8 protein-coding genes and 1 pseudogene are annotated in these 12733 nt (G+C 59.0%); 8 read left to right on the top strand and 1 reads right to left on the bottom strand.

All coding sequences use genetic code 11. The annotated features are described in order from the left end of the window. Positions 1–335 (bottom strand): annotated as a pseudogene (locus ACIQLF_RS20390) (kynureninase); the annotation flags it as partial. A 1197-nt stretch (positions 336–1532) separates the two neighbouring features. On the opposite strand from ACIQLF_RS20390, the gene ACIQLF_RS20385 reads away from it, so the two are divergent. The 8 genes from ACIQLF_RS20385 to ACIQLF_RS20350 form a co-directional block, all read left to right on the top strand. After that, positions 1533–3059 (top strand): SpaH/EbpB family LPXTG-anchored major pilin, encoded by a 1527-nt coding sequence (locus ACIQLF_RS20385; protein ID WP_400302625.1) that lies wholly within the window; start codon positions 1533–1535, stop codon positions 3057–3059. Between the two features lie 263 nt (positions 3060–3322). Continuing rightward, on the top strand, positions 3323–4186 hold the full coding sequence (locus tag ACIQLF_RS20380; RefSeq protein WP_400302622.1) for a class C sortase: 864 nt from the start codon (positions 3323–3325) through the stop codon (positions 4184–4186). 80 nt (positions 4187–4266) lie between these two features. Then, complete coding sequence (locus ACIQLF_RS20375; RefSeq protein ID WP_400302620.1) at positions 4267–7743, top strand: SpaA isopeptide-forming pilin-related protein; 3477 nt, start codon at positions 4267–4269, stop codon at positions 7741–7743. Positions 7744–8005: 262 nt separating this feature from the next. Then, complete coding sequence (locus ACIQLF_RS20370) at positions 8006–8932, top strand: class C sortase (RefSeq protein ID WP_400302617.1); 927 nt, start codon at positions 8006–8008, stop codon at positions 8930–8932. Next, positions 8922–9647 (top strand): class E sortase, encoded by a 726-nt coding sequence (locus tag ACIQLF_RS20365; protein WP_400302614.1) that lies wholly within the window; start codon positions 8922–8924, stop codon positions 9645–9647. Before ACIQLF_RS20370 ends, ACIQLF_RS20365 begins: the two co-directional genes overlap by 11 nt. Then, positions 9648–9815: a hypothetical protein gene (locus ACIQLF_RS20360; protein WP_400302611.1), complete on the top strand. Its 168-nt coding sequence runs from the start codon at positions 9648–9650 to the stop codon at positions 9813–9815. Between the two features lie 772 nt (positions 9816–10587). Continuing rightward, on the top strand, positions 10588–10956 hold the full coding sequence (locus tag ACIQLF_RS20355) for a hypothetical protein (protein WP_400302608.1): 369 nt from the start codon (positions 10588–10590) through the stop codon (positions 10954–10956). Between the two features lie 416 nt (positions 10957–11372). Beyond that, positions 11373–12733, top strand: a 1361-nt coding sequence (locus tag ACIQLF_RS20350) for a sigma-70 family RNA polymerase sigma factor (RefSeq protein WP_400302605.1), incomplete at its 3' end; no start/stop codon positions are given.

The following is a 12733-nucleotide window of genomic DNA, read 5'->3' as shown; positions in this document are numbered from 1 at the left end:
GCGAGCGCCTTGAAGAGGTTCAGGCTCGTGGTGTCGGTGACGACGGTTTCGCCGTCGTTGCCGCCAATCAGTTTCGAAAGCTTGTCACCCAAGCGAGTCGGCAGTTCGAACCAGCCGGCGGTGTTCCACGAGCGGATCAGCCCGTGAGCCCATTCGTTGTTGATGACATCGGCTGCACGCTCGGCAGCGCCCAGCGGGAGCGGGCCCAGCGAATTGCCGTCAAGGTAGATCAACCCCTCAGGCAGCGAGAAGCGCTCGCGGAAACGAGCCAAGCTGTCGTTTTTGTCGGCCGCCTGCAAGCTTGCACGGTCGGTTCGAAGAGTGGGGGTGCTCATGGAAATTTTTGCCTTTCTTGACGTATCGAGCGATTGTGACGAGAGTCATAATATCTCGATTCTTGATGAATACTATCGCTGAGTTCGGCCCGAATCGCAATTCTCGAATAATTGCCCAGAATATGAGGTCGAACCGTTCATGGATTCACTTTGCAACCCCATGGATAGCGTCCTGGTGAATCGTGTTCAGCCGACTCATTGCCGGACTTCCGTAAGCCGCAAGCATCGGTGCCCATAATGTTGATTTTTTGATTTTTTCATGTGGTGCTCCAATGCTTGCCGGAGCTCGGTCGCCGAGCGGTGGGGTTGGTCCGTTGATTCATTCGCGCATGATGGCGCCGAAGAAGATCTGCGCCACGCCAGCTCCCGAGCACCTCCTTGCTGGGGCGGGGCCGCCTGCGGGCCGATGGCCGGTCGCACTTCGCCTGGGGGTGCTTGTGTCAGCGCCGTTCCGATGGTTTTTTGTCGCGTTATCACCTCGAAGGCCTCTTGGTCGTGTGGGGAAAGGCGAAAGGGTTTCGCGTGGCTGGCCTCGTCGCGAATCTTCCAGTAAACCGAACCGGACCAAGCCAACTCCACGCCCTGCCCGGACTGGCCGCCGCTGGTCTTTGCCGGTGGCTTGTTCCGCGTCCGGGTTGGACGAAGGGCTCCGCGAGGGGGAGGCGCGGAGCCCTTCTAGGGTTGTGCAATCGGATGAGTTGGAGAGAGGCGTCGATCGCACGGGTACTTCACGGATCCACGTAGGTGGATGCCGCATGCATATCCCCTCTCGGGTTCGGGATATGCATGCAGGCCAACATCGGCATAGGGGAAAGCCCTGCCGGCCTGTCACATCCTTAGAGCCCGGGGATGTCGAAGCGTGACGCGAAACCGGAAAACGATTTTTTACCACACGCGGCAGGAAACGTCGGGATTGCCGGGGGTGCCGGAACTCTGGGCATGAAGACCAGCCAAAGGGAAGGGGTCGTCTTCTGGCGATTCGATTTGTCGGCAACATGAAAAATGTGACCCCGGTCACATTTTAAACTTTTGGCGTCATGGCCCACCGTGAGGCGACTCTCGTACGGTGAAAGGTTTTCACGGGAGTCCCCGCACTGGTTGATTCAAGCCGGAACTTGTGATCCCGGGTGCGACCTTTCCACCTTGCGTGGGTGATGAATCCTGCGCACACACTCATGAGTGAAAGAGAGATACCAGGTGAGCAAAAAAATAGTGCAGCGATTGGGCGCTGCCTTGGGGGCTACTGCCATCGGCGCGGTCGCGCTTATCGGAGCGACTCCGGCTGCGTTCGCAGCCCCGGCCGATTACGGCAACATCGACACCGACCGTGACGGTTCGTTGACCGTCCACAAGTACCTTCACCAGACCGGCGACGTCGTGGGCGACCCGAGCCAGGCTCCTGCCGATGGTGACTTCACCGACCCGGTGGCCGGCGTGACCTTCACCGCCTACCCGCTGTTGAAGGACGGCGCCCCGGTTAACCTGGGCGTTGCCTCCAGCTGGACCGGCCTGAAGGACCTTACCCCGGGCGCCGGTTGTACCGCTCCGGCCGGATACGGCCTTGGTACCGGCATCACCATTGGACCGACCAATGCCAGCGGCATTGCCTCGATCCCGCTGGATCTCGGCGCCTACCAGGTCTGCGAAACCGACGCTCCGGCCGACATCGTCGACCGCGCTTTGCCGTTCATCGTCACCGTGCCGTTGCCGCACGAAAACGGATGGGTGTACGACGTACACACCTACCCGAAGAACGGCAAGGGCGAAATCACCAAGACCATCGAAGAGCAGCAGGACACCGGCCTCGGTTCCGTGGTGAAGTTCCCGGTCACCGCACCGGTTCCCACCATGGCCGATGAGTGGACCGGCTTTGCCATCTCCGATACGCTCGATGCCCGCCTGGCCGTTGAAGGTACCGGCGTTGCCTCGGTCACCCTTGACGGCGTTGCACTGGATCCGTCCTACTACACCGTCTCCACCGACGGCCAGAAGGTCATCGTCAAGTTCACCGACGCGGGCGTTGCCTGGTTGAACACCCCGAAGAACTCCCAGGCCGGCAAGAAGATCGAGGTTGTCTTCCAGGGCAAGGTCGTGACCCTCGGCAACGGCGCCATCCCGAACACCGCCGACTTGTGGGTCAACAACCCGAATCTTGACCCGACCGGCGGCCCGGGCGGGAAGCCTCCGGTTCCTTCCAACGAAGTCAAGACCAACTGGGGCGCTTTGGAAGTCCAGAAGCGTGCCGCAGGCACCACCGGCACCGAGGGCCTTTTGAACGGCGCCGTGTTCGAGGTTTACAACGCTGTGGCTCCGTACGCTGCCACCTGTGATGATGCCGTCAAGACCGGCTCCGCCATCTCCGTGAACGGTGCAACCCAGTTCACCTCCGCCGGAACCGGCGTCATCTCCATCGCCGGCCTGTTCGTCAGCGATAGCGAAAACCCGGTCAAGGACGCCCTGCAGCGCTGCTACGTGCTCGTTGAAGTTGCGGCTCCGGCCGGTTACGTGCTGCCCGCTGACTCGGCAACCCCGGTTGCCGTGAAGATCGGCCAGACCACGGTTTCTGACAACGTCGAGATCGTGAACACGCAGCAGGAAGTTCCCGAGCTGCCGCTGACCGGTGCTGCCGGCCAGATCATGCTGGTCAGCATTGGTTCTGCCGCTGTACTGTTCGCGGTCGTGTTGATCATGGTCAACCGTCGCCGCTCCACCGTGCAGCAGTAGTAGTCACTGATTGAGTCCGGCCATGGGTCCAGAAAACTCATGGCCGGACTTTCTCACATTCATCTTCCCTGGTTTGAGTAAGGTGCAAGCGAATGCGGCGTAGACGCACAGAAAGTTCCCCAACCCGTGATGGGGCTAAGGAATCCCCTGATCTGGATGGCCTTTTTGATGCCGGTTCTATCTTGGTGGAAGAACATGTTGTTTCGCGTGAGCCCATGAGATATGCCCGACGTCGACACCTGCGCCGATCCTGGCGCCCTGGAATGCTCACCGTAGTGATTGCGGTGATGGCTCTAGGTTGCCTGGCCTCAGGACTCTATCCGATGGCCGCTTCATGGGTTTCTTCCTACAACCAATCCAAAATCATCAGTGGTTATGAATCTCGGCTCGATCACGTGAAACCGAGCGTTTCCCATCAGATGGCCAAGGCAAAGCAGTACAACGATGCGCTGAATGCCGGTGTCGTACTGGAGAAAAGCGGGAACATGCCCATCGGTATCGGTGCATCAAGCAACCCGGACCTCGAGTATGAACACATCCTTTCATCCGGTTCAGATGGAATGATCGGCCGGATCAAGATTTCCAGCGTGCATCTTGATTTGCCGATTTACCACGGCACCAGCGACGCGTTGCTCCAACGTGGAGCTGGCCACGTGGAAGGCTCGCACCTGCCCATTGGTGGCAAAGGAAAACGCTCGGTCATTACAGCCCACCGGGGTCTGGCCAACGCGACAATGTTCAGCAATCTAAACAAAGTCAAGGTCGATGACACCTTCACCATGGAGGTCTTCGGTGAGGTGCTTGCCTACCGAGTACACAGCACCAAGGTCATCGGGCCAGAAGACACGGTCACACTGAGCGCTGTTCCCGGGGAAGACCTGGTGACCCTGGTCACCAGCACCCCACTGGGTATCAATACGCACAGGATTCTCGTCACGGGTGAACGCATCAAGCCGACGCCGATTGCTGATATTCAGGCAGCCGGTGAAGTTCCAACGATTCCGGGATTTCCCTGGTGGATTGTCTTGGCGCTCACGGGGTTCGGGCTGACCCTGGCCTATTTCATAAACCGTGGATTTGCGGATGCAAAGTCACGGAGTAAGCGGCTAGCAGCCGCGAGCGGCTAGATCTTCTTCAAGAGAGACAGGAAACGAGGTTGACAAGATTGAATACAACTATAAGAAGCCTCTTAGGTAGACAGCGCAGAATGCGTCGGGCCATGGTCCGTGGTTTGCTCGGGATGACGATGGTAGGCGCACTTGCCTTCGGAAGTCTGGGACAGCCTCCGATTGCCCAGGCCGACACCGTCGCCTATGAATTCATGGGCTCGTGGGAGAACCCACCAGCCACGGTGAAGTCCGGCAGTGACGCGCTCTCGGCCGTCTGGCGTTTTGACATCAACGACGATGCCCCGGCACCATCCAACGACCCGGTGGATAACAACGTGGTGACGTTTACTGCACAGAACGCCACCTTCACCGGCATCCCGGAGGTGTGCCTAGCCAAGGACGTAACACCTGTCTCTACACTGTCAGCCGATAAAAAGACACTTGTGTGTAACATCGGCACCCGCAACCAGGGCACCGCGCAAGTGAGCTTCACCGGCTTGGTGCCCAAGGGGAAAACCGGTGATCTGGTAACGGTCACCGGCGCCTTCTTGAGCAAGACGGTAGAGCTTCCCAAGATTCCGATCGCGAACCCGTTCGTCATGGATGCGAAATTTGACAGCGGAAGTGTAACGAAGAAGGCCTTGGCCAGTAATACGGCCAAAGAAGTTTTGGCCTTCCCTTGGTCGTTGAGCCATTCAACGGACTCCGCTGCCGGCCCCTCAAGCGTTCAATATGACCTCACCTTCACCGCGGGAGGAGGGGAAACCCTAGCCATTTCGGGAACCGGATGTTCCCCTCTTGACACTCACAACTACGGGTACCCGTATTCAGCCAGCGGGAACCCTGCAGAAAAAACTGCAAACTATCCCACGTGCGCACTGACCTCTCTGGGAGCAAACAAGTTCCGGCTAACGTTGTCGAACCTGAATTACACGGGCCCGTTCCCGACACAAGACACCGAGGGTAATCCCCTCCCCGCTGGCATGGACGTCATCGCTTCCGGACTGTTCGCGGTTGAATTCACTTATGTCGGCTCAACTAGTATTAGTTACACGGCGTCCACGCCCAGCTATGCCACCTCCGGTACTCCCGCGCAAACCTCCACGGATGCTGCTGCCAACAATAAAAATGGCACAACTGTTTTGCGTGGTGTCTGGACGGGAGGCTGGGATGTATTCAATACACCCTATGAGGGCCAGTACTGGGCTGACACCTACCGTGCAACAGCAGGGTCCACGGTGAGGTCCTTTAGCGGTATAACGGGTCGGTACGCCACTAATGCCATTTGCACGGTGCTGGATACCAAATATGTGACATTCGAAACCGCAAAATTGGCCAACTATGATTCCGGAGTTGAACTCACGGGTGTCACCTATTGGTACCAAACAGGCACCGGAACCAACAACAACCTCAACCCAGCCCACGCCAACTACAATCCCAATGCTTGGACCGGGTGCGGATCAGCCACAACGTCCGCCAATGGCTGGACATCAACCAAACCTACGAATCTGTCCACGGTCAAGGCCGTACGCGTCGACTATACAGCGGCACTCGCGCCTCAAGTCGGCGACGGTGATTACCTCTTTATCGACCAGAAGATCAAGGACACGGTTGCCGTTGGCCAGGACATTTGGACATGGACTTCCGACAAATGGGGTAGCACTTGGTATGACGAAGAACGTTCAATGAACGCCTCAGACGTTCCTTCTTGGGGGGTAAAGACCCCCAACTCTAGGTACCCGTATGCGGCCGTTGGTCGTGATGTTTTGCGCACCATCGGATCAACCCCGGTGGTGACCAAAGAGGTGGGACAGAAGGAAGCCGGCCCCGGGGCTGTGGTTGATTACCGCATCGGTTACGGACTCAAAGCGCCACTGAGCAGTGCAGTTCCTAGCCAGGTTGTCATCGTGGATAAGTTGCCGGCCGGTATGGCTTATGTCCCCGGAAGCGCCACCCTTGCCCCGGTGATCACCGGTACTGTTGCGGCCGGACAGACGCTCACCTGGACAATTGACAATGTTGTCGTCAACAAAAACCCGATGGACGTGCTGACCTTCCAGGCTACGGTGCCCGAAACGGCAGCCCCGGCAACAACATTTACCAATAACGTCCAGTCCACAAGTCAGGGCCAGACAGTGAAAGCTTCGGCCTCGCTCGTGGTGCCGAAAGTCGGTTACACCACCCTGCTGAAGACAGCCACCACCCCCGTTGCGACTGCGGTCAATGGTGTTGCCGAGGATGGTTGGACCATCCGGTTGACCTCAGTTGATCCAGTGACCTCAGCTAAAACCGACACTGTGGATATCCTTCCGTACATCGGGGATCAGCGCGGGACAGCGTTTAGTGGCAGCTACAAGCTCAAGCAAGCCGTGCAAGCCGCTGCCGGGGCAACCGTCTACTACACAACGGCGGCGCCGGCCACACTGAAGGAAGACCCCAAGGATCCCTCGAACGGCGGTTTTGCGACAATCACCGGCAACACCGTGGGTTGGAGCACAACTTACAATGCGAATGCGACAGCGATTCGCGTTATCGGCCCAAGCCTGGCATATGGCAAAACTCAGGACTTCACTGTTCGAATCGTCACCAGCGGCAGCAAAGGAGGGGACACCTTCGTCAACACTGCCGTCGGGCGAGCTTCTGATACCCAGCTGCGGATGCGTAGCTCAGACCCGTTCACGATCGAGCGCAAGCCCGCGTTCGTGCTGAAAAAGTATGTGCGTGACAGTGCAGGTGACTGGCATGATGCCCAAACGGCCACCGACTACCCCCGCTACAGTGTGGGAGACACCGCCCGGTACCGCCTGGTCGTAGAAAACACCGGAAACAGTGACCTGAAGAACTTGCCCGTGACCGATACCAAGGTCAACCTCGGACAGCTCTTTGCAGAAGGCAAGCTCACCAGCGACGTTACTTTGGAAGGCAACACCGATGTGGGGTTGAAGATCAAGACGCTCAAAGTCAACGAGAAAGCCACTATCGAATATGACATGGTGATCACCGAGGGAGCCGTCGAAGGAACCATACTGGTGAACACTGCCTGTGTATACCCTGAAAAAGTCTCCGAGGGCCCTGCCAAGTCTTGTGATCCGGCAGGAGTCAAGATGTCCTCCAGCCTTGCCTGGGAGAAAATCAGCGCCTACTCGGCAACTACCTTCTTAAGTGGCTCTGAATGGAACCTGATCCAGGTCACCGGCAACGGCGCAGCCCCGGTCGCAGGAGCAACTGCTATCTCAGTCACTGACTGTGTTGCTGATCAGGCCACCGCCTGCACGGGAGTCGATATCAACCCACAAGCAGGTCGCTTCAAGGTCAAGGGCCTAGAAAACAGCTGGTACCGACTCACTGAGACCAAGGCCCCGGCAGGATACAAGCTTGACCCGACACCCCACTATGTTCAGGTTTCGGGGGCGTATGAGCTTGGCGAAGGAATTGTGAACGATCTCATAGATGTTCCCGTCCTGCCGTTGACCGGTGGCGTAGGCTCACTCGGGTTCTGGGTTGTCGGCGGTTTGGGTGGATTCCTCGCCGCGGCAGGATTGCTGTGGCAGCGCCGGAAGACACAGAAAATCTGAAGCCAGGGTTCATAGGCTTCGAATCTCGCGGCCAGGACGTTTCCTGATCTCATGGGGAACGGACTGTCCGCGAGATCCGAGGTCCACGCTCGTTCTTAGGCACTCAGCACGTAGATTTTTTTCTGGTGTGCTGAAGAGATAACTACATGCACCTCTCGTGCGATTGTTTGAGGCTGTCGGTGGGTCTGAACATCAGGATGATGCCCAGACCCACCGACAGCCTTTGAGCCTTTAAACCGATGATTCAGCAGAAAGATCGTTCGTGAAGAAAACCAAGCACCGTGCCAACCACCGCCTCTGGAAGCCCAGCGTGCTCACCGTGGCCATCGTCATCCTGGGGCTCGCCGGAACGGTGGCCGGCCTCTACCCATCGACCGCGGCATGGTTTTCCTCATACAACCAATCCAAGGTGATCAGCACCTACGAGGAGCAACTGGACCAGGTCACGCCCTCGATCGTGGACCAGCGAAAAATGGCCCACGCATACAACAAGGCCCTCACCGCCGGGGTCAATCTGGACAAGAACGCGAACGTTCCCACAGGCAACGGCAGCTCCAGCCGCAGCGAACTGGACTATTCAAAGATCCTGCGGGCCAACAGCGAGGGCATGATGGGCCGGATCCAGATTCCGGGCATCGAGGTGGACCTTCCGATCTACCACGGAACCAGCAACGCGGTGCTGGACAAGGGAGCCGGCCACCTGGAAGGATCCCACCTCCCGGTCGGCGGGAAAGGCACTCGTTCGGTCATTACGGCCCACCGCGGCCTGGCCAACGCGACGATGTTCACCAATCTCGACCGCGTGAAGGTGGGGGACCTGGTGAACGTGGAGGTCTTTGGCGAGATCCTCAGCTATGCGGTCACCGAAACCAAGGTCATCGACCCGGAAGACACCGAGACCCTCCGGGCGGACCCCACACGGGATCTGGTTTCCTTGATCACTTGCACGCCGTTGGGTATCAACACCCAACGCATCGTGGTCACCGCCGAACGCGTTACTCCGACCCCGCCGGAGGTCCTTGAAGCCCAGGGCCAGAAGCCCACCATCCCCGGTTTCCCGTGGTGGATCGTGACCGGCACCGCTGCGACCGGGTTGGTCGGCTGGTACCTGGTCCGCCAGGGGTTCGTGGACGCGAGGACCAAGCGTAAACCAGTAACCAAGGTCAAGGAAAGCGCTGATGTCGTCTAAAACTGCCCGCGGCAAAGGTGCCCGCCGCGGAACCTTCTCGATCCTGGTGGGTGGCTTTGCCGAGATCCTGCTGACGCTCGGTGTGGTTGTCCTGTTGTTTGTCGCCTGGCAGTTGTGGTGGACCAACCTCGAGGCGGCCAGGGTGCAGGACACTGCGCTCACGCAGCTCGCCCAGGACTGGAACCAGGGAGCCACACCGACGAATCCCCTCGAGGGGGAGGTGTGGGGCATCCTCTACATCCCGCGCTTCGGGGAAGAATATGCCAAGCCCATTGCCGAAGGCGTGGGGCTCGATGTCCTCGACACCATCGGCGTCGGCCGCTACCCGGATACGCAGATGCCCGGCCAGAAAGGCAACGTCGGCTTGGCCGGACACCGGCAAACCCACGGACAGGTGTTCTGGGACATGGACAAACTCATTCCGGGCGACAAGGCCTACCTCCAGACCGCCCAGGGCATCTTCACCTACACCTACAGGAGCACCAAGATTGTGTACCCATCGCAAGGGGACGTCGTATTCCCGGTACCGGGAGATGCCAGTGCCGAACCCACCCAGAAGCTGCTCACACTCACCACATGCCACCCGCCGTTCACCACGAACATGCGCATGATCGTGCACCTTGAACAGACCAAATTCACTCCTGCATCCAAGCCAGCGCCCGCGGCCATCCGCAAGCTGGTTCAAAGGACCACCGGCGTGGGCGGGGGGAGCTAAATGTATGCCTGGATTTTCCGTCATTTGTCTGGCCCGCTGTGGCTGCGCATCATCCAATCCGTGCTGCTCATAGCCCTTGTGGTGATGGCACTGATGACCTACGTGTTCCCGTGGGCGAGCCAGTACTCACCGTGGACCGATTCCACCATAGAAATCGCACGAGCCTAGATCCTGGAAACAACAAAGGGGGCTCCGCGAGGGGAATGTTCGCGAAGCCTCCTTTGTTCCCATCTTCATGTCAGTGGTCATGGGGGCCAGCGACATGAGGGTTTGGTCGCGTCCACTCCCCCAAGAAGGGACGCGACTCGAACTGCCTGAATTCGGGGACTGACAGTACGAGTGAGCGGGGGACGAACCCCCGGGGATGGTCTGGTCCGCCCCGCTCCACCAGTAGAGAGACCTCCGACAAGGTTTCGTGACGGCAAAACACGCCACTGATTTTCCGGTCCCTTGCGCGCCATAGCCATGGCCATAACCAATGTCGCGTCACGATCGCGGGGAGTCGCAGTCTTAGTCTTCGCGGCAGCCGCCATGGTGATGCCCGTATGTTGTGGAAAGGAACGTTTTGGATTCTCTCGTTGCGCAATACGTGTTGGCGCTGCTCACGTTCGGGGCTGTCGTGGTTTTTTGCTGTGTGCTTCTCTATGGACTCCAGCGTCTATTGGCGATGCTCCGACGCCGTGGGGAGTGAGAATGATCCGGCGCAGGGCTCGTGCCATGGTTTGGTGGGCCCCAGCGTCGGGTAGCGAACCCCGCTCTTCTTCATGAGGTGTTCGCCAGGATTCCTCCCGGGCGTGACAGGTTCAAGAAGGTCGGCGGCTCCCAAGGAGGCCGCGGTGTGAGGTATAAAGAGCCGCTGGATGTCGTTTGCCGTCCGGGGCACGGGTCGTATTGCTAACCGTAAGCTGTCGCCAGGGACTCCATGCGTGGTAAGGATCTGGTGGAGAGCATCACCGAATTGCTCCAACTGTTCCCCGACAGAATCATGCGTATTCAGCAGCAGGGTCATCTGATTTCGCTGGTAGGTGGCCACGAACCCTGGCATGTGCTCATCGCAGGCCTGCCCCATGTCTGCCGAAAGCATGAAGGCCGCGGTGTCTTCCAAGTCGTGGAAGGAGTGGGTGTAAATGGCAACCACGGGAGGCGCGTGAGTGGTCCCGGGGTCTTCTGCCAACTCGAGGAGACGATGCTCAAAGTGCTGGAGGCTCGACAACCCAGTGACAGCATCCACGCACGCCAATCCACGACTCAGCGAGTTTGTCGCTTCGACCCAGGATTCAAGGAATCCGTCAAAAATATGTGCCGGTAGCGGTTCGTGCCAGACAACCTCCAGGGACCTGACGTCGTTGAAGGATTCGACGATTCCCACGCCTTGAAAGGCACGTCGGGATGCGAGGTTCTTCAAGGCATCCTCTGCCGATCGACCCTGCACCAGGCTGGTTGCCACCGCGTGTGCGGCGCGGCACCGCCAATCCGTGGCGCGTCTCCAGCCGGTCTGCCTCGAACGTTCCTGCCACAGGGTGAGCAACGCATCGATCCGGGCAGTGCTATCCAAGGGGGAGGGTGTGTGGCTCATATCTATAGAGACACCTGTCCCTGCAAATCGTGACGCAACTTCTCTTCCCAGAAGAATGTTGGGTTTGGCATCATAAACAGTGCAGTGTCTGCTCTTTGTTGTTTGGGGACTTACTCGTGAACGCGAGAAGTAATTGATAGGGGGACACCATGAACACGCTCCATGACTCCGTTGAATCACTGACAGAGCCGGACGATGCGGATCTTATTGCCTTGGTACGCGCAGGGGATGTGCGTGCCCAGGAGATTCTTTACACCCGTCATTATCGTGCTGCCCAGGGGACCGCCTACCGTCATTCAAACAGCGCGTTCGAGGTTGAAGACTTGGTGGCCGAGGGCTTTGAGAAAGTCTTTGCGATTCTGCGGACCGGAGGCGGGCCCGAGGTCTTCTTCCGTGCCTACTTGTGCAGGGCCATTTCCAACCTCGCTTTTGCCTACAACACCAAGGAAAAGCGTCTGTCGCTGACGGACGAATTCGCGATGTTTGATCAGGCAAACGAACACGCCGATCCTGTCATGAGTCAATTTGAGTCCGGCATCGTCGTCGACGCTTTCCGCTCATTGCCCGAGCGGTGGCAGGCGGTTCTGTGGTACCTCGAGGTCGATGACATGAAACCGGCCGATGTGGCGCCGCTGCTTGGCTTGGCACCCAATGGGGTTTCCGCGCTGGCCGTGCGGGCCCGTGAAGGTCTCCGGCAGGCCTACCTGCAATGCCACATCCAGAAGAGTCCCGAGAAGACCTGCAAGTTCACTTCGACGCACCTGGGCACCTATATCCGCGGCAAGCTCACACCTCGCAACGAAGCCAAGGTTGACCAGCATCTTTCAGAATGCTCCAAGTGCACGGCCGCGCTGCTTCAGCTTGATGAGGTCAACTCGGCCATGCGGGGTGTCATTGCACCGCTCTTCCTCGGCGGCATCACCGCGCTGGGGCTGCCTGCCGCCATCACGGCAGCCTCAATTCCTACCACCATCACCACAGCATACTCAGGCAAGACGGCTGCGGGGCTGAGCATCGCCAAGAGCCCGACGGTCGTTGGAAAGGTCAGCGGGTTTATCGGTTTGCATTCCACGCTGGCCATTGCTGTGGGCTCGGCGGCAGCCCTCGCCCTTGCGGCCACCCTTGCCATCGCCGCCGGATCGAATTCTGGCGCTGCATCACCCAACGCCAGCTTGCAACCAAGCGGGGGCGCCGTGGATCAGCCCACCACGCTCCCGGATGCCGCGGAGCAAACAGAAGCCACGGAAACCACGGCACCGGTAATTGTCGACGAGCGGCCAGCCATCCCCGAGATGGATGTCGTTGCGGTTTCACCGAGCCCAGAGCGACTTCCCGGATTAGTGGTTCCCGAGGGCAACGTCGGGACGATCCCCGAGGCCTCGGAAGCAGGCCAGCCCTCTGCGCCAGCTCTGGAGATTTCCCCTGATCCGGCGCCGGAAGCCTCGTCAGGAGAAGGAACCCCGGCTCCCGAACCAACGCCATCTGTCTATGTTCCGGAAGAAAGCCAGCC

Origin of the sequence: Paeniglutamicibacter sp. NPDC091659 (assembly GCF_044756805.1) — a bacterium.
In the GTDB taxonomy this organism is placed as follows: domain Bacteria; phylum Actinomycetota; class Actinomycetes; order Actinomycetales; family Micrococcaceae; genus Paeniglutamicibacter.
This window is presented reverse-complemented; position numbering and strand designations above follow the sequence as displayed.

Coding starts and splice junctions, on each gene's coding strand:
- ACIQLF_RS20365 (WP_400302614.1), top strand. CDS start 8,922: ATGTCGTCTAAAACTGCCCGCGGCAAAGGTGCCCGCCGCGGAACCTTC.
- ACIQLF_RS20360 (WP_400302611.1), top strand. CDS start 9,648: ATGTATGCCTGGATTTTCCGTCATTTGTCTGGCCCGCTGTGGCTGCGC.
- ACIQLF_RS20375 (WP_400302620.1), top strand. CDS start 4,267: ATGCGTCGGGCCATGGTCCGTGGTTTGCTCGGGATGACGATGGTAGGC.
- ACIQLF_RS20380 (WP_400302622.1), top strand. CDS start 3,323: ATGCTCACCGTAGTGATTGCGGTGATGGCTCTAGGTTGCCTGGCCTCA.